The sequence below is a fragment of the Demequina sediminis genome, from assembly GCF_039545075.1.
Classification (GTDB): domain Bacteria; phylum Actinomycetota; class Actinomycetes; order Actinomycetales; family Demequinaceae; genus Demequina; species Demequina sediminis.
Genome location: NZ_BAABRR010000009.1, coordinates 13,698 through 31,041 on the forward strand (window position 1 = coordinate 13,698; position 17,344 = coordinate 31,041).

Here is a 17,344-nt window from a genome sequence, read left to right on the forward strand (position 1 = left end):
AGTGTCCGCATGACTCTCACTCTTCCCTCGCGTCGCGCCCGCGCGGCGAAGTTCGCCGTGCTCGCGGCCGCCCTGGGCGCCGCCCTATCCCTGTCCGCGTGCTCCGGCGGCGAGCCGGAGGCGCTCGCCTTCGACGGCGCTCACGTGTCCGCGGAGACCTTCGCGGAAGCCGTGGCAACCGAGGGCGTGGTGGTCATCGACGTGCGCACCCCCGCCGAGTTTGCCGAGGGGCACCTGCCCGGTGCCGTCAACATCGACGTCTCGGGCGCGACCTTCGATGCCGAGGTGGCCGAGCTCGATCCCGAGGGCGAGTACGCGGTGTACTGCCGTTCGGGCAACCGCTCGCAGGTCGCGATCGAGGAGATGGCGGCCGACGGCGTCGAGCAGACGGTGGGCCTGACCGGCGGCATCGGGGCGTGGGCCGGCGAGGTCGTGACCGACTAAGGCGGGACGCGGAGCGTTCCGCGTCAGCCGTGCGCCGTGACGAGCTCGCCGCGGCGCACCGCGATGACGGTGCGCGCACCCAGCGCCACCACGAGCGCGGAGGCGGCGGCGAGCGCGAAGCCTCCGATCCATGCGGAGGCCGCGGAGAGCCCTCCCTCGAAGGCGGCGAACATCGCCGAGGCCGCCGCGGCGAGGGGGAACGTATACGCCCACGCGCTCACCGCAAACGGCGTGCGGAACAGGGACGTGGCCTGCGCCGCGAGGAGCGCAAGCTGGAACAGCGTGACGCCGAGCAGCATGAGCGTGAGGGGATCGGTCCATGCGCCGCCAAGCCGCACCCACGCGAGAGCCGCCACCGCGGGCGGCGCGATGAGGATCGCGAGCGTGGGAGCGAGTCGCGGCGGGATGACCCCCTCGACGAAGAGCCTGCCGAGCACCACGGGCAGCAGGCCCAGCCAGTAGAGCGCGCCCACGCCGAGGAAGTACCAGGTCACCTCGGCCGGCGCGTGGTCAACGCCCGCGAGCGGCGCGACCAGGTTGCCCACCACGGGGATGAACCACGCCGGATGAATGTGCATGGCCTGGATGCGCGCGTCCGCGATCCACGTGCGCATCACGAGCACTGTCAGCGCCGCCTGCAGCGCCGCTCCCGCCCACCACAGCACCGCGGAGAGCCCGTGCGAGACCGGGAGGAAGGCGACCGCTAGCACCAGCATCGACACGGACACCGTCGCAACAAAGGCCGACGTGACGGGGTGCGACCACTCGGCCCTGGCATCGGCGCCGTGGAGGGCGACCTTGGCGCCATAGGCGACCGCCGCCGCGGCAAACGCCGCGAGGCCGAGCCAGGCGAGCGCGATTCCGACCCCCTCCGGCGCGTCGATCGCCGCGGCGGCGCGATGCCACGCGACGGCCGTACCGCCCGTGCCCATCGCGATCGCGAAGATGCCGACGGGCAGGTGAGCGAGAGAGCGGGGTGCGGCGGTCATGGCTCCTCCTGGCGGGACGATGCCGGGTCGGGCGAGCGCCGACCCTCGCCTCCGAGCGTATACCGGGGGGTGTATCGAGACGCGCGCATTCCTCGTGACCTAGGTCCTTCGATTCCGTGCCCGACGGAGTCCACCATTCAGGTCAGGTAACAACGTTTTTCGAAAACCCCCTTGCCCCCAACGTCGTGAGCCCCCGAAGGGAGAACAACGATGTCCATCCTTGACCGAGAACGTACCGTCGCACCCCCCGGATACAACAGGTGGCTGGTGCCCCCTGCCGCTCTTGCCGTCCACCTGAGCATCGGCCAGGTGTACGCCTACTCCGTCCTCAAGGACGCGCTGCGCGACCGCTTCGACGCGTCGCACACCCAGATCGGCGTGATCTTCTCCATCTCGATCGTCATGCTCGGCCTGTCGGCCGCGTTCGGGGGCCGCTGGATGGAGCGTCACGGCCCCCGCAAGACCATGGTGCTCGCGGCCGCGGCATGGGTCACGGGCTTCCTGGTCGCCGGCTTTGCCGTGTCGATCGGCCAGCTGTGGCTCGTCTACATCGGCTACGGCGTGATCGGCGGAATCGGCCTGGGCCTGGGTTACATCTCGCCCGTGTCGACGCTCATCAAGTGGTTCCCCGACCGCCCGGGCGTCGCGACCGGGCTCGCGATCATGGGATTCGGTGGCGGCGCGATGCTCGCGGCGCCCCTCACGCAGTTCCTGCTGGGCGCGTACGCGGAGAACGAGGTCGACGCGCTCGTGCCGACGTACCTCACGCTCGGCGGCAGCTATGCCGTCCTCATGCTGCTGGGAGCCGCGGTGATCCGCGTGCCTCCCCAGGGCTACAAGCCCGAGGGCTGGGAGCCCACGGCTCACGTCGCCAAGGTCAGCAGCGGCGGCCAGGTCAACGCGAAGAACGCGATCAAGACCTTCCCGTTCTGGATGTTGTGGCTGGTGCTGTTCACGAACGTCACGGCGGGAATCGGCATCCTCGAAAACGCCAAGCCCATGATCGAGGACTACTTCCCCGCGGTGTCCGCCGCGGCGGCGGCCGGCTTCGTCGGGTTGCTGTCGCTCGCCAACATGGGCGGGCGCATCGGCTGGTCGAGCCTGTCGGACAAGCTCGGACGCAAGGCGACCTACGTCATGTACCTGGGGGCCGGCGCTCTCGCCTACACGGCCGTGGCGCTGTTCGGCCCGTCCAACCTCGTGCTATTCGTCGTGCTCGTGGTCGTCATCATCTCCTTCTACGGAGGCGGATTCGCGACCATTCCCGCGTACCTCAAGGACGTGTTCGGCGAGTTCGAGGTGGGCGCGATCCACGGGCGCCTGCTGACCGCCTGGTCCGCCGCGGGCGTGGCCGGTCCGCTGATCATCAACGGGCTGCTCGACCTGCTCGAGTCCCGCGGGCTCAGCGGAGCGGATCTGTACCGCCCGTCGCTGCTCGTCATGGTGGGCGTGCTCGCGATCGGATTCGTCGCGAACCTGCTGGTGCGTCCCGTCGCCGTGAAGTGGCACGAGCACGCCGACGCGATCCCCGACCACGGCAAGCACAATGCGGCGCACGAACTGGCCGCCGCTGGAAAGGAGGCCTGAGCCATGGCACAGGAGCCGCAGAACAAGGGCGCCTCGCAGCCCCTCGCGTATGTCCTGTGGGTGCTCGTGGGAGCCGCGCTGCTGTACGGCGTGAGCCAGACGGCCATCAAGGCGTTCGCGCTCTTCACGGGATAGTCCCGCCTCGACCGACGGGGACCGGCGCCGCACGGCGCCGGTCCCCGTCGGCGTCTGGGCAGGCGTGCGCGACGCGCCGTCCACCCCGGAAGTCGGGGGGCCGATGCCCGGGTGGGCGGGGCATCGTCCCCCTCCGGAAGCCACGAAAACCCCTGGTGAAGATGCCCCCCGGGGTATGAAGGGCCTGGTAGTGGGCCTATGGTCCCTGGGACCTAGGACTGTCGAATCCCGGCGGCACGCGTCCTACCGTGAAGTCATGGGATCGAGGCCCGGAGGGGGCCGGAACCCGCGCCAGAGGAGCCGAATCACCATGACTACCACCGCACCGGAGACGCCGGCGGAAACCACCGTCGCGGAGTCGATCGACGCGCTCGTCGCCAACGCGCAGCGCGCGCTGGACGCCTACTCCACCTTCACTCAGGACGACGTCAACCTTCTCGTGAAGAAGGCTTCGGTCGCCGCCCTCAACCAGCACGGCGAGCTCGCCGTCCTCGCGGTCGAGGAGACCGGCCGCGGCGTGTTCGAGGACAAGGCCGTCAAGAACATCTTCGCGTGCGAGCACGTGACCCACTCGATGGCCCCCATGAAGACCGTGGGCATCATCAGCGAGGACCCGATCACGGGCATCACCGAGATCGCGGAGCCCGTCGGCGTGGTCGCGGGTGTCACCCCCGTGACCAACCCCACCTCGACCGCGATCTTCAAGTCGCTCATCGCGCTGAAGACCCGCAACCCGATCATCTTCGCGTTCCACCCGAGCGCGCAGAAGTCGTCCGTCGCGGCCGCCAAGATCGTGCGCGACGCCGCGATCGCCGCGGGTGCGCCCGAGCACTGCATCCAGTGGGTCGAGACCCCCTCGCTCGAGGCGACCAACCTGCTCATGAACCACGACGGCATCGCGCTGATCCTCGCGACCGGCGGCAACGCCATGGTCAAGGCGGCCTACAGCTGCGGCAAGCCGGCGCTGGGCGTCGGCGCGGGCAACGTGCCCGCCTACGTGCACAAGTCCGCTGTCCTCAAGCGCTCGATCAACGACCTGGTGATCTCGAAGGCGTTCGACAACGGCATGGTGTGCGCGTCCGAGCAGGCCGTCATCCTCGACACCGAGATCTACGACGAGGCGCTCGCGCTGTTCGACCGCCTCCACGCGTACCGCGTCACGGCGGACGAGAAGGCGAAGCTCGAGGAGTTCATCTTCGGCGTTCAGGCGAACGGCGAGAACTGCGCCGGTGCCAAGCTCAACCCGAACGTCGTGGGTAAGTCGCCGCAGTGGATCGCCGAGCAGGCGGGCTTCTCGGTGCCCGAGGAGACCTCGATCATCCTCGCCGAGGTGTCGACCGTGGGCGAGAGCGAGCCCCTCACCCGCGAGAAGCTCGCGCCGGTGCTCGCGGTGCTGCGCGCCGAGACCACGGAGCAGGGCCTCGACTACGCCGAGCGCATGGTCGAGTTCCACGGCCTGGGCCACTCGGCCGCGATCCACGCGACCGACGACGCTCTCATCAAGGAGTTCGGCAAGCGCGTCAAGGCGATCCGCGTGATCGTGAACTCGCCGTCCTCGCACGGTGGAATCGGCGACATCTACAACGCCTTCCTTCCCTCGCTCACGCTGGGCTGCGGCTCGTACGGGCGCAACTCGGTGTCGAACAACGTCACCGCGGTGAACCTGATCAACGTCAAGCGGATCGGCCGGAGGAACAACAACATGCAGTGGTTCAAGGTGCCGGCGAAGACGTACTTCGAGCCCAACGCGATCCAGTACCTGCACGACATGAACGGCGTCGAGCGCGTCACGATCATCACGGACGCGACCATGACCCGCATCGGCGTGGTCGACAAGGTCCTCGACGTCCTCAACCGCCGTGCGAACCCGGTGTCCGTGCAGATCATGGACAACGTCGAGCCCGAGCCGAGCGTCGCGACGGTCCGCAAGGGCGCCGAGGTGCTGCGCGCCTTCAAGCCCGACACGATCATCGCGGTCGGCGGCGGCTCGCCCATGGACGCGGCCAAGGTCATGTGGCTGCTCTACGAGCACCCCGACATCGACTTCGCCGACCTCAAGGAGAAGTTCTTCGACGTCCGCAAGCGCGCGTTCCAGTTCCCCAAGCTGGGCGAGCTCGCGAAGCTGGTCTGCATCCCGACCACGTCGGGCACCGGCTCCGAGGTGACGCCGTTCGCGGTCATCACCGACCCCGAGACCGGCCGCAAGTACCCGCTCGCGGACTACGCGCTGACCCCGACCGTCGCGATCGTCGACCCGGTGCTCACCGCGAACCTCCCGGCTCGCGTGGCCGCGGACTCGGGCTTCGACGCCCTCACCCACGCGACCGAGGCCTACGTCTCGGTGTACGCCAACGACTACACCGACGGCCTCGCCCTGCAGGCCATCAAGATGGTCTTCGAGTACATCGAGGAGTCCGTCACGGTCGGCGGCAGCGCGGTCAAGGCGCGCGAGAAGATGCACAACGCCGCGACGATCGCGGGCATGGCCTTCGCGAACGCCTTCCTGGGCCTCGTACACGCCATGTCGCACGTGACCGGTTCGACGCACCACGTCGCACACGGCCGCACCAACGCGATCTACCTGCCGCACGTGATCCGCTACAACGGCAAGGTTCCCACCAAGCCGACCTCGTGGCCCAAGGCGGAGTCCTACGTGGCTCCCGAGCGCTACCAGCAGATCGCGAAGATGCTCGGTCTGCCGGCCTCGACCCCCGACGAGGGCGTCGAGTCCTACGCCAAGGCGGTCGAGGAGCTGCGCGACAAGGTGGGCATCGAGCGGTCGTTCAAGGACGTCGGCGTCGACGAGACGGACTTCATGTCCGGACTCGACACCCTCGCGATGAACGCCTACGCGGACCAGTGCGCCCCGGCGAACCCGCGTCTGCCGATGCTCGAGGACATGAAGGTGATGATGGAGGCCGCGTACTACGGCATCACGTGGGACGAGGTGAAGGCCGGCCGCAAGACCGAGTCGGGCCCCGCCGCCGCCCCCAAGAAGGTCGCTCGCAAGAAGGCCTGACCACAGTCTGGCTCCGGGGACTCGACCGTCCCCTGAGTCGCTCCCGCAGGGCCCCGACGCTCCATCCGAGCGTCGGGGTCCTGTGCCGTGTGCGGGGCGCGAGCGCCGGGACGATGCGCCGCCAGCGGCGTGCCCCGCGCGCGCCGCACTAGACTGAATCCTCGTGGCCACCGACTTCGCGACCGAGATTCAAGAACTGCGCTCGACCTTTTCTCAGATCGAGGCGGTGACCGACCCGGCGAAGCTCAAGGCGCGCATCGCCGAGCTCGAGAGCCAGGCGGCCGCCCCCGACCTCTGGGACGACCAGGACAACGCCCAGGCCGTGACCAGCCAGCTCAGCCAGGCCAACGCCGAGCTCGACCGCGTGACCCGCATGGGTGGGCGCATCGACGACCTCGAGGTGCTGGTCGAGATGGGCACCGAGGGCGAGGACGAGGACACGCTCGCCGAGGCGGAGGTCGAGCTCGCGAAGCTCAAGAAGGACCTCTCCGCCCTTGAGATCCGCACGCTCATGACGGGGGAGTGGGACGAGCGCAACGCCGTCGTGACGATCCGCTCGGGCGCGGGCGGCGACGACGCCACGGACTTCGCCGAGATGCTGCTGCGCATGTACCTGCGCTGGGCCGAGCGTCACGGCTACGCCACCAAGGTGCTCGACACCTCCTACGCGGAGGGCGCCGGCATCAAGTCCGCGACCTTCGAGCTCAACGCCCCCTACGCGTACGGCACGCTGTCCGTCGAGGCGGGCACGCACCGCCTCGCGCGCATCAGCCCGTTCGGCTCGGCCGACAAGCGCCAGACCAGCTTCGCGGCCGTCGAGGTGATCCCGCTCATCGAGTCGACGGACCACATCGAGGTGCCCGAGTCCGACATCAAGGTCGACGTGTTCCGCTCGTCGGGCCCCGGCGGCCAGTCCGTCAACACGACGGACTCCGCGGTGCGCCTCACCCACCTGCCCACCGGCCTCGTGGTGTCGATGCAGGATGAGAAGTCGCAGATTCAGAACCGCGCCGCCGCGATGCGCGTGCTGCAGTCGCGACTGCTCCTGCTCAAGAAGGAGGAGGAGGCCGCGCAGAAGAAGGAGCTCGCCGGGGACATCAAGGCGAGTTGGGGCGACCAGATGCGCTCGTACTTCCTCTACGGCCAGCAGCTCGTCAAGGACCTGCGCACGGGCTACGAGGTCGGCAACCCGCAGATCGTGTTCGACGGTGACCTCGACGGCTTCATCGACGCGGGCATCCGCTGGCGTCGCTCGGCCCAGAACGCCGAGTAGGCCTCGCGGCGCGCCTCCCTGCTCCTCCCGAGCGGTATTCCTACGATGCTGAGGTGGCGTGTGCCCAACCCCTCGCGCCCCGATACTCATGATTCGACTCGATAACGTCACCAAGGTCTACAAGCGGGGCGCCCGCCCCGCGCTCGACGGCGTGTCCGTCGAGATCGAGCGCGGCGACTTCGTCTTCCTCGTCGGATCCTCGGGATCGGGCAAGTCCACGTTCCTCAAGCTCGTGCTGCGCGAGGAGCGACCCACGGGCGGCGACGTCTACGTGGCGGGGCGCCACCTCAACAAGCTGTCCGCGTGGCGCGTGCCGCACCTGCGCCGCGAGATCGGCGCCGTGTTCCAGGACTTCCGCCTGCTGCCCAACAAGACCGTCTATCAGAACGTCGCGTTCGCGCTCCAGGTGATCGGCAAGAACCGTCACCACATTCAGTCCACGGTTCCCGAGATGCTCGAGCTCGTGGGCCTGTCGGGCAAGGAGCGGCGCATGCCGCACGAGCTCTCGGGCGGCGAGCAGCAGCGCGTGGCGATCGCGCGCGCATTCGTCAACCACCCGCCGATCCTGCTGTGCGACGAGCCCACGGGAAACCTCGACCCCGGGACCTCGGTGGGCATCATGCGACTGCTCGACCGCATCAACCGGACGGGCACCACGGTGCTCATGGCCACCCACGACGACGAGATCGTGGACCAGATGCGCAAGCGTGTCATCGAGCTCAAGGGCGGCCAGCTGGTCCGTGACCAGGACCGCGGCGTCTACGGATTGGAGCGCGTGTGAGGCTCCAGTTCATCCTGGGCGAGGTGGTCAACGGCCTGCGCCGCAATTCGACCATGGCGCTGTCCGTGGTGCTCGTGACCTTCGTGTCGCTCACCTTCGTGGGCGCGGCCGCGCTGATCCAGATGCAGATCGACCAGCTCAAGGACGACTGGTACGGCAAGGTCGAGATCTCGATCTTCCTGTGCCCCGAGAACTCCCGCAACGAGCGCTGTGCCGAGGGCGCGGTGACCGCGGACCAGGAGGAGTCGATCCGCGGCGTGCTCGAGGACGGCGCGCTGCAGGACCTGGTCCAGGAGGTCTTCTACGAGTCGCGCGAAGAGGCCTACGAGAAGTTCGTCGCGAACGACGAGGACGGCATCTGGTCCTCGCTCACGCCGGACCAGATGCAGCCCAGCTTCCGCGTCAAGCTCTCCGATCCCGAGCAGTTCCAGGTGGTGGCCGACGCGACCGAGGGCCTGCCGGGGGTCGACGTGGTCCAGGACCAGCGCGAGATCTTCTCCGAACTGTTCCGCTTCCTCAACGCCGCGACGCTCATCGCGGCCGCGCTCGCGGGTGTCATGCTGCTCGCCGCGATGCTGCTCATCACCACCACGATCCGCCTGAGCGCGCTGAGCCGGCGTCGCGAGACGCAGATCATGCGCATGGTGGGCTCGTCCCGCTCGCTCATCCAGATGCCGTTCATGCTCGAGGGCGCGGTGGCCGCGACGGCGGGCGCGCTGCTCGCCGTCGGCGGCCTGTACTTCGGGGTGCGCTACCTCGTCGAGGACTGGCTGCGCGGCTCCGTCACGTGGGTTCAGTACATTGGGGCGCAGGACGTGTGGGCGGTCGCGCCGTGGCTCATGGTCATCGCCGTGGGGCTCGCCGCCATCGCGTCGCTCGTCACGCTCGGGAGGTACACGCGCGCATGATTCGGCTAAGGTCCGCGGCCGTCGTGGCCGCCGCAATGTTCATGATCGCCCTGGTCACCGGCGCGGTCGTGTCCGGCGCCGATGCCGTGGGCGGCTTCCAGGCCGCGTCCAGCTACGACGACGACATCGACCGCACGCGCGACGAGCAGGAGCGCTACGAGCAGGAGATGGCGGACCTCGAGGCCGCCCTCGAGGACACCAGCGCGGAGATCGTCGAGGCCGCGCGCGCACTGCGCGAGACCGAGGCCAAGCTGCCCGCGGCGCAGGCCGAGCTCGACGCGGCGAACGAGAAGGTCGACGAGGCACTCGTGCAGCAGCAGCTCGTCGCCGACAAGCTCGCGGCCGCCGAGGCTCAGGACCAGGCGATCTCCGACCAGATCGCGGCGGACGAGGACCGCATCGCCGACCTCCAGCAGATCGTCGCGGCGCTCGCGCGGGCCCAGTATCAGGGCGTGGGCGACGACGAGGCGCTGAGCCTGGTGTTTGGCGCGACCACCTCGCAGGAGTTTGTCGACGAGTTTGCCGCGGACCACAACGCGTCGCGCGTGCAGTCCAACTCCCTGGCTGACATGGAGGAGATCGCCGCCGTCAACCGCAACCGCGGTGCCCGCCAGGAGGCCGTGCGCGAGTACATCGCGGAGCTCAAGGTCGAGGCCGACCGCCTGGTCGCGGAGACCAAGGTGCTCCAGGAGGCCGCGGCGGAGAAGAAGGCCGCGCTCGACGCGATCGTCGAGGAGCAGCGGGCGATCAAGGCGCAGCTCGAGGAGCGCAAGGCCGAGGAGCTGGCCAAGCAGAACGAGATCGCGGCGAAGCAGCAGGCGACGCGCGACAAGCTCAAGAGCCTCGTGGCGAAGAAGCTTGCCGAGGAAGAGAAGCGCCGTCAGGAAGAGGCGGCCGCAGGCGGCGGATCGAGCGGCGGATCGAGCGGCGCGGGTCCGTCGAAGGGCACGCTCGGCTATCCGACCGAGGTGCCGTACATCACCTCGAGCTACGGGATGCGCTACCACCCCGTGCTGAACTACTGGCGACTTCACGCCGGCACCGACTTCCGCGCCTATTGCGGAACGCCCATCTACGCCGCCCGCGAGGGTCAGGTCCAGTGGGCGTCGTATCAGGGCGGCTTCGGCAACCAGGTGATGATCGACCACGGCATCGTGGGCGGCAAGTCGCTCATGTCGAGCTACAACCACCTGACCCGGGCCGCGGTCGGCTCGGGCCAGTACGTCACGCGCGGCCAGCTTGTGGGCTACTCCGGCACCACCGGCACGTCGACGGCATGCCACCTGCACTTCGAGGTCTACGTCAACGGCGAGACCGTCGACCCCATGTCGGTCATCGGCTCCTGAACCAGGGCATCGTCCCGGTAGACTGGTGCGTCGCCCGCCCGGGCGAGGACATCGAGGAGGTGAGTCATGGGTGACGGCATCAAGGTGGTTGCGACCAACCGCGCCGCGCGCCACGACTTCTTCATCGACGATGTCTTCGAGGCGGGAATCGTGCTCACCGGCACCGAGGTGAAGTCGCTGCGCCAGGGGCGCGCCGTGATCGGCGACGGCTACGTGTACATCGACGGCGGCGAGGCCTGGGCGGAGAACATCCACATCCCGGAGTACTCGCAGGGCACGTGGACCAATCACGCCCCGCGTCGCAAGCGCAAGCTCCTGCTGCACGGCCATGAGATCGAGGACCTCCAGCAGCGCACGCGCGAGAAGGGCTTCACGATCGTCCCGCTGCGCCTGTACTTCCTCGACGGCCGCGCGAAGCTCGAGATTGGCCTCGGCCGCGGTAAGAAGATGCACGACAAGCGCCAGGCCCTGCGCGAGAAGCAGGACAAGCGCGAGTCGGAGCGCTCGCTGGGCGTCCAGCGCCGCCTCAACACCTGAGGATGCGCGCGGGGACGATGCGCCGCACCCCGGTGTGGGGTGACCACCGCGCGTGTGTCACCGCGTGCGCCGCGGCTTCGGCATGATGGGGGGCATGACGCGCACCTTCGCCGCCCTCGCGATCGCCCTGGTCGCAGCCGTTTTCCCCACCGCCGCGCAGGCCGCGACCGACGGCGGCCGCAGCGTCGACAGGTGGGACGCGACCTACGTGCTCTCCGAGGACGGGTCCGCTCGCGTGCGCGTGGAGATCGACTTCAACTTCGGCGATGAGCCGGGCCACGGGCCGTTCTGGACCCTCCCGATCCGCCAGGGCTACGACGACACGTATGCGCGCGTGTACGACATCACCGACGTCACGGCCTCCTCTCCCTCGGGCGCGCCCGCTGAGGTCTACCTCGAGGAGGGGTCGGACTGGCTGGCGGTGCGCGTGGGTGACGAGGACGTGGACGATGTCTCCGGAGTGCAGACCTACGTCCTCGAGTACACGATCGACGCCGTGATGAACGCGACCACGGCCGACGAGACCGAGACGGGCGTCGCGGGCGACGAGTTCTACTGGAACGTCATCGGCGACGGCTGGGAGACGCCGATCAGCGACATCGCGGTCACCGTGACGGGCGCCGCCGACGTCACCGCGGTGCAGTGCTGGGCGGGAGAGGCGGGCGGAGACGCCGCGTGCGGCGCGGCGGACTCGACCGGGGCATCGGCGACCTTCACCCAGGACGCGCTCGCCCCCGGCGAGCCGCTCACGGTCGCGGTGCTCTTCCCCTCCGGCACCCACGAGACCACGCCCGTGCTGGTCGAGAGCAACGACTTCGCGCGCGCCTTCCGCCTCACGCCGTGGACGGTGGGAGCCGCGCTGCTCATCCTGCTGGGCGGCGGGTGGTTGATCGTGCGCCGACTGCTCGCGACGGGGACGGACCAGGCGTATGCGGGGCTGACGCCCGGCGTGGCGCCCGCCTTCGGCGCCGAGGCGCAGGTCACGCGCCGCAACCGCAACGAGCCCGTCGCGGTCGCGTTCGCTCCGCCGGCGAACCTGCGGCCAGGACAGCTGGGCACGCTGATCGACGAGGTCGCGGACACGCGCGACGTCACCGCGACGATGGTCGATCTCGCGGTGCGCGGCTACCTGGTGATCGAGGAGGTGGGGGAGAAGGACTACGCGTTCGTGAAGACGCGCGAGGCGGATGACAACCTCCGCCCCTACGCGCGCACGCTCTTCGACGCTGTCTTCGACGGCCGCGACCGCGTGACGCTCACGGACCTCAAGACCACGTTCCACGCCGACATGGCGAAGGTCCAGTCCGAGCTCTATGCGGAGGTGACCGAGCTCGGCTGGTTCAACCGCAACCCCTCGCACGCGCGTCAGGCGTGGGCCGGCGTGGGCATCGGCATCCTGATCGGCGGCGTGCTCGCGACGATCGGCCTCGCCAACGTGAGCTCGTGGGCGCTGCTGGGCATCCCGGTCATCATCCTGGGCCTCGCGATGCTCGTCACCACCAAGATCGCGCCGGCACGCACCCCCGAGGGCACGCGTGTGCTGGCCGAGACGCGCGGCTTCGAGCTGTACCTGCGCACCGCGGAGGGAGAGCAGCTGCGCTTCGAGGAGGGCCAGGACATCTTCGGGCGCTACCTGCCCTACGCGATCGCGTTTGGCGTCACGGAGCAGTGGACCAGGAAGTTCGAGGCACTCGCCGCGCAGGGCGTGCAGCTCGCCGAGCCCACCTGGTATCACGGAGCGGCCTACGGTGCGTTCTGGCTGCACGCGGGCGGCTTCGGCCACCGCATGAGCGAGTTCACCAGCATGGCCGATGCCGCGATGAGCGCCCCCACCCCGTCCAGTTCTGGCGGGTCGGGCTTCTCCGGCGGCGGCTTCTCCGGTGGTGGTGGCGGCGGAGGGGGCGGCGGCGGCTGGTGAGGCCGGTCCCCTGACCCGCGCCGCTACGCGCGCGCGACCGCGTCGAGCATCCTGAGGCCCGCCGCGTCGAAGCCCGCCGCGGTGGCGCTCACGACGCCCACCGCCGCACGCGCCTCGCGGTCCACCCCCACGAACGACGCGAATCCGCCCGTGCGGCCGTTGTGCCACGTCACGACGCGTCCGCGCGCCTCGAGCGTGATCCACGCGGCGCCGATGCGTGCGCCGCGACCCGCCTCCGCGACAGGGTCGAGGGCGCCGATCCCCGGCGCGCTGCCCTCCGCGAGCGCGCCCACGAACGCCCCGAGGTCGGCCGCGGTGGTGCGGACCCCGCCCGCCGGTGCGATCGCCTCGCCGGTCCACGCGGCGTGAGGCCGGCCCCTCCTGCTGGTCCCGGTCAGCGCCGCGGGGCGCAACTCGTCGCGAGTCGCGGGCGCATACGTGTCGGTCATGCCCAGCGGCACGGTGAGCCGGTCCCGCAGGAGCGCCGCGAAGGTGGTGCCTGCCGCGCGCGCGAGCGCCGCGCCCAGCAGCTCGAAACCCAGATTCGAGTACACGAAGCCGGGTCGCCCGAGAGCGGTTGACTCCGCCTGCTCGATGAGCTGCGCGAGCGTGTCTCCGTACGGGTTCTCGCCGCGCGCCCACATCCGCCACGTGCGGCGCAAGAGCGGTCGCTCGGGGCCCATCGCGGGCTGCGGAGGCACGCCCCCGTGGTGCGTGGCGAGAGCGCCCAACGTCACCGGAGCCAGCGCGCCGGTCAGCCCGAGCGTGTCACCCAGGGTGGACTCGGTGGTCACCTCGCCGCGTGCGATCGAGTCGTGCAGGAGCAGTCCCGTCATCCCCTTGGACACCGAGCCGATCTCGCCGTCCGAGCCCTCGGCGGCGCCCACGGTCCGGTGCAGCGTCTCGCCGCCCCGGTGGACGGCGATCAATACGGTGCGGTGGCGGCGCGGAAGCAGTCGCTGGGCGACATCGAGGACCGTCATGGCACGACCGTAGCCCGCAAGCAACGATGCCCGCCGTCCCACGCGGGGAGGGCGGGCATCGTCGCGCGGTGACCTACGCGCTCGCGTGCGGCACGGGGTGGGCGCGCTCGAGCGCCGCGCCCTCGACGTCCACGTTCGGCAGGATCCGGTCGAGCCAGCCCGGAAGCCACCACGCCTTGTCGCCCACGAGGTGCATGAGCGACGGCACGATCACCATGCGGACCACGAAGGCGTCGAACAGCACGCCCATCGCGAGCCCGAAGCCCATCGGCCGGATCATCGCGATGTGCGAGAACACGAAGCCGCCGAACACCGAGATCATGATGATCGCGGCGGCGGTGACCACCGCCCGGCCGTGGCGCAGGCCCGCGACTACGGACTCGCGCGCGTTCATGCCGTGCACGTAGGCCTCGCGCATGCCGGTGGTGAGGAAGAGCTGGTAGTCCATCGCGAGGCCGAACAGGATGCCGGTCAGCAGGATGGGCAGGAAGCTCAGGATCGGCCCCGGGTCGTGGACGCCGAACAGGTCGCTCAGCCATCCCCACTGGAACACCGCGGTCACGGCGCCGAACGCCGCGAACAGCGACAGGACGAACCCGAGCGTGGCGATGAGCGGCACGATCAGCGAGCGGAACACGATCACCAGGATGATGATCGACAGCCCCACGACGATCGCGAGGTAGAGCGGCAGGACAGAGTCGAGCTTCTCGGACACGTCGATGTTGCCGCTGGCCTCTCCCGCGACGCCGATCTCCACCTCGGACAGCGACGCATCGTCCCGCGCGGCCGTGCCCGAGGCGTCGAGCGGCGATAGCGCGCGGAGGTCGTGCACGAGTGCCGCGGTGGACTCGCTCGACGGGCCCTCGGCCGGGATGACCTGGAAGGCGAAGAAGTCGCGATCGTCGGACACGCCCGCTGGCGCGACCGCCGTGACGTCCTCGTGCTCCATGAGCGCGGTGGCGATGGCAGCCTGGGTCGCGATCACGCCATCCTCGGTGACCACCTCGGGGAGCGCGGCGGTCACGAGCAGCGTGCCGTTGACGCCCTCGCCGAATGCGGAGCCGATGGTCGTGTACGCGATGTACTGCGTCGAGTCCTGCGGCTCCTGGGTGCCGTCCGGAAGGCCCAGTCGCATCGACATCGCGGGGAGCGCGATGACCAGCAGCGCGGCGGACGCCGCGAGGAACGCGAGCACGGCGCGGCCGGTGCGCATCGCGGCGACGGGAGCCTCGGCGTGCTCGGGAGCGCCGATGCTCGCGCGGGCCTTGGCCCCGAGCACGCGGGTCCCCATGAGGCCCAGCAGGGCGGGGGTGAGGGTCACCGCGGTGAGCACCGCGACCGCGACGCAGAAGGCCGCGACGGTGCCCATGATCCCGAGGAACGGCACGCCCGTGACGTTGAGGGCGAGCAGCGCGACCATCACCGTGGTGCCGGCGAACACGACCGCGTTGCCGGAGGTGCCGTTGGCGAGACCCACGGACTCGTGGACGTCCATGCCACGCTTCACCTGCTGGCGATGACGGTTGACGATGAAAAGCGAGTAGTCGATGCCGACCGCGAGCGCGAGCATCACGCCCAGCACCGGCGTGACGGAGGACATCTCGACCGTGCCGGAGAACGCCAGGGCGGTCGCGACGCCCACGCCCACGCCAAGGACGGAGGTGAGGATGGGCTGCACCGCGGGCCAGATCGCCCGCATCATGACCATCAGTACGACGAACGCGAGCGCGACGCCCACGACCTCACCCACGCCCAGGATGCCGGAGACGTCGGACGCGAGGTCGGCCGAGAAGTCGACGGAGACGCCCTCGGGGACCGCGGTGGAGATCGCCTCGATGACGGCCTCCTTGTCCGTCTGCACCACGCCGTAGACGGGCGTGTCGAACTGGATGAGGCCCAGCGCGGTGGTGCCGTCCTCCGAGACGGAGCGGATGCCGGCGGCGGCGTCGGCCAGCTGCGTCCCGAGCGCGAGCTGCGCCTCCTGCGCGGTGAGTTCCGCGAGGCCAGCGTCGATCTGCTCCTGCTGCGTCGAGATCTCGGACTGCTGCTCCTCGAGCTGAGCGAGGCCAGCGTCGAGCTGGGCCTGCTGCGCGTCGAACTCGGCCTGCGCGGCCTCGTACATGCCCGCCTCGCGGGCCTGCGCGATCGCGGCGTCGAGCTGAGCCTGGCCCGCCTCGAGCTCCGCGCGGGCGGCGTCGAGCTGCTCCTGACCCGCGTCGAGCTGAGCCTGGCCGGCCTCGATCTCGGCGCGCGCATCGGCGATCTGCTGGGGGGCGGCGTCGAGCTGAGCGCGCTGCTCGGCGAGCTGCGCCTGCGTGATGAAGGGGTCGACCACGCCGGAGACCGCGCTCACGTCCTCGGCCGCGGCGAGCGCCTCCGAGATGCCTTCGCGCTGCTCTGTGGTGAGCTCGGTGCCGTCCTCGGTGTGGAAGACGGCGCGCGCGGAGCCGCCGTCGAGCCCGGGAATCTCCTCGGAGAGCTGGTCCGTGACCCGCTCGGTCTCGAGGCCGGGGATCGAGAAGCTGTCGGTGAGCGTGCCGCCGAATGCGACGAACGATCCGCCCGCGACGGCGAGCGCGAGGATCCACGCGAGGATCACGACGAGCGGCCGCATCGCCGCGGAGCGGCCGATGCGGTACAGGAGGTTGGCCACGGGGGCACCTTTCTGCGGTGAGGGAAGGGGGCGGTGGCGACGATGCCGGGGACGGCCGGGCTCCCGGTGCGAGTGTCGCGGCGGGGCTCCTGGCCTCGGATCAGCGTAAGTGACGCGCGGGAGTTGTGCAACAACTGTTGGTTATCGGGTGGTGAACGTGTCCCCAAAGGTGCCACAATCTCCGTGTGGACGCCCGCATCGTCAAGACCCGACGCCGCCTCCAGGAGGCGCTCTTCGCTCTCGCGCGCGAGCGCGGCGTGGACGAGGTCTCGGTGAGTGACATCGCGGCGCGCGCAGGCGTCAACCGCAGCACGTTCTACCAGCACTACTCCGACAAGGAGACGCTGCTCGCCGACGCCCTCGATCTCATCGCGGAGGAGGCGGGCGCGCAGCTCGAGCGCATCGAGCTCGACTCGCCCGACCCCCCCGAGGCGCTCGTGCTGTTCCTCGACCACATCGACACCCATGCCGAGCTCTACGTGCGCGTCTTCACGGAGCCCGGCTACGGGGCGGTGCTCGCGCGGCTGCGACTCAAGACGCGCGAGGCGATCCGCGGGCTCGCCCCGGAGGCGGGCGACGTCATCCCGCGCGAGGTCCCGGTCGACGCCGTCGCCGCGGGCATCACCGGGCTGGTGCTGGGAGTGATCGGCGAGTGGCTCGCCCTCGATCCGCGCCCCTCGGCTCGCGAGGCCGCCACCTGGATCTGGCGGATCGTGATGGGGCTGCCCGGAGTGGAGCCAGGCAACACGGGCGAAACCTGCGCTTGCTAGC

Annotated in this window: 14 protein-coding genes; 11 read left to right on the forward strand and 3 right to left on the reverse strand. The window is 70.0% G+C overall.

Annotation, left to right across the window (positions count from 1 at the left end; all coding sequences use genetic code 11):
• Nucleotides 1-9 precede the first annotated feature (9 nt).
• A complete protein-coding gene (locus ABEA62_RS09015; protein WP_286213854.1) occupies nt 10-444 on the forward strand; it encodes a rhodanese-like domain-containing protein in 435 nt (144 codons plus the stop codon).
• 23 nt (nt 445-467) lie between these two features.
• On the opposite strand, the gene ABEA62_RS09020 is transcribed toward ABEA62_RS09015, so the two are convergent.
• Nucleotides 468-1,433 (reverse strand): SLAC1 anion channel family protein, encoded by a 966-nt coding sequence (locus ABEA62_RS09020; RefSeq protein WP_286213852.1) that lies wholly within the window; start codon nt 1,431-1,433, stop codon nt 468-470.
• A 210-nt stretch (nt 1,434-1,643) separates the two neighbouring features.
• Between ABEA62_RS09020 and ABEA62_RS09025 the strand changes: the two genes are divergently transcribed.
• The 9 genes from ABEA62_RS09025 (at nt 1,644) to ABEA62_RS09065 (ending at nt 12,937) form a co-directional block, all read left to right on the forward strand.
• Nucleotides 1,644-3,020 carry an L-lactate MFS transporter gene (locus ABEA62_RS09025; RefSeq protein WP_345379721.1) on the forward strand — a complete coding sequence of 459 codons (1,377 nt, stop codon included), beginning with the start codon at nt 1,644-1,646 and terminating at the stop codon, nt 3,018-3,020.
• 3 nt (nt 3,021-3,023) lie between these two features.
• The gene (locus ABEA62_RS09030; RefSeq protein WP_286213851.1) at nt 3,024-3,155 is read left to right on the forward strand and encodes an MFS transporter small subunit; all 132 of its coding nucleotides are present in this window, start codon (nt 3,024-3,026) and stop codon (nt 3,153-3,155) included.
• Between the two features lie 310 nt (nt 3,156-3,465).
• A complete protein-coding gene (adhE, locus tag ABEA62_RS09035; RefSeq protein WP_345379723.1) occupies nt 3,466-6,174 on the forward strand; it encodes a bifunctional acetaldehyde-CoA/alcohol dehydrogenase in 2,709 nt (902 codons plus the stop codon).
• Nucleotides 6,175-6,337: 163 nt separating this feature from the next.
• A complete protein-coding gene (prfB, locus tag ABEA62_RS09040; RefSeq protein WP_286213850.1) occupies nt 6,338-7,447 on the forward strand; it encodes a peptide chain release factor 2 in 1,110 nt (369 codons plus the stop codon).
• A gap of 88 nt (nt 7,448-7,535) precedes the next feature.
• The gene (gene ftsE / locus ABEA62_RS09045) at nt 7,536-8,228 is read left to right on the forward strand and encodes a cell division ATP-binding protein FtsE (protein WP_286213848.1); all 693 of its coding nucleotides are present in this window, start codon (nt 7,536-7,538) and stop codon (nt 8,226-8,228) included.
• Nucleotides 8,225-9,136, forward strand: a complete 912-nt coding sequence (ftsX, locus tag ABEA62_RS09050; RefSeq protein WP_286213847.1) for a permease-like cell division protein FtsX — start codon at nt 8,225-8,227, stop codon at nt 9,134-9,136. Before ftsE ends, ftsX begins: the two co-directional genes overlap by 4 nt.
• A complete protein-coding gene (locus ABEA62_RS09055) occupies nt 9,133-10,482 on the forward strand; it encodes a peptidoglycan DD-metalloendopeptidase family protein (RefSeq protein WP_286213846.1) in 1,350 nt (449 codons plus the stop codon). Before ftsX ends, ABEA62_RS09055 begins: the two co-directional genes overlap by 4 nt.
• Before the next feature lie 66 nt (nt 10,483-10,548).
• Nucleotides 10,549-11,019: an SsrA-binding protein SmpB gene (gene smpB / locus ABEA62_RS09060; RefSeq protein WP_286213845.1), complete on the forward strand. Its 471-nt coding sequence runs from the start codon at nt 10,549-10,551 to the stop codon at nt 11,017-11,019.
• A gap of 94 nt (nt 11,020-11,113) precedes the next feature.
• The gene (locus ABEA62_RS09065; protein WP_345379728.1) at nt 11,114-12,937 is read left to right on the forward strand and encodes a DUF2207 domain-containing protein; all 1,824 of its coding nucleotides are present in this window, start codon (nt 11,114-11,116) and stop codon (nt 12,935-12,937) included.
• Between the two features lie 23 nt (nt 12,938-12,960).
• Here ABEA62_RS09065 and ABEA62_RS09070 read toward each other — a convergent pair whose 3' ends face one another.
• Together ABEA62_RS09070 and ABEA62_RS09075 are read right to left on the reverse strand one after the other, a co-directional pair.
• Nucleotides 12,961-13,920 (reverse strand): serine hydrolase domain-containing protein, encoded by a 960-nt coding sequence (locus tag ABEA62_RS09070; RefSeq protein ID WP_286213842.1) that lies wholly within the window; start codon nt 13,918-13,920, stop codon nt 12,961-12,963.
• Nucleotides 13,921-13,993: 73 nt separating this feature from the next.
• Entirely contained in the window at nt 13,994-16,573 is a 2,580-nt protein-coding gene (locus ABEA62_RS09075; protein ID WP_286213841.1) for an MMPL family transporter, read from the reverse strand.
• 185 nt (nt 16,574-16,758) lie between these two features.
• Here ABEA62_RS09075 and ABEA62_RS09080 point away from each other — a divergent pair, with 185 nt between their 5' ends.
• Entirely contained in the window at nt 16,759-17,343 is a 585-nt protein-coding gene (locus ABEA62_RS09080; protein ID WP_345379730.1) for a TetR/AcrR family transcriptional regulator, read from the forward strand.
• The last annotated feature ends 1 nt before the right edge of the window (nt 17,344 follow it).

What these genes read in the sequence shown, in the direction of transcription:
- adhE (WP_345379723.1), top strand. Translation starts at nt 3,466, where the DNA reads ATGACTACCACCGCACCGGAGACGCCGGCGGAAACCACCGTCGCGGAG.
- ABEA62_RS09055 (WP_286213846.1), top strand. Translation starts at nt 9,133, where the DNA reads ATGATTCGGCTAAGGTCCGCGGCCGTCGTGGCCGCCGCAATGTTCATG.
- smpB (WP_286213845.1), top strand. Translation starts at nt 10,549, where the DNA reads ATGGGTGACGGCATCAAGGTGGTTGCGACCAACCGCGCCGCGCGCCAC.
- ABEA62_RS09070 (WP_286213842.1), bottom strand. Translation starts at nt 13,920, where the DNA reads ATGACGGTCCTCGATGTCGCCCAGCGACTGCTTCCGCGCCGCCACCGC.
- ABEA62_RS09020 (WP_286213852.1), bottom strand. Translation starts at nt 1,433, where the DNA reads ATGACCGCCGCACCCCGCTCTCTCGCTCACCTGCCCGTCGGCATCTTC.
- ABEA62_RS09030 (WP_286213851.1), top strand. Translation starts at nt 3,024, where the DNA reads ATGGCACAGGAGCCGCAGAACAAGGGCGCCTCGCAGCCCCTCGCGTAT.
- ABEA62_RS09065 (WP_345379728.1), top strand. Translation starts at nt 11,114, where the DNA reads ATGACGCGCACCTTCGCCGCCCTCGCGATCGCCCTGGTCGCAGCCGTT.
- ABEA62_RS09015 (WP_286213854.1), top strand. Translation starts at nt 10, where the DNA reads ATGACTCTCACTCTTCCCTCGCGTCGCGCCCGCGCGGCGAAGTTCGCC.
- ftsE (WP_286213848.1), top strand. Translation starts at nt 7,536, where the DNA reads ATGATTCGACTCGATAACGTCACCAAGGTCTACAAGCGGGGCGCCCGC.
- ABEA62_RS09025 (WP_345379721.1), top strand. Translation starts at nt 1,644, where the DNA reads ATGTCCATCCTTGACCGAGAACGTACCGTCGCACCCCCCGGATACAAC.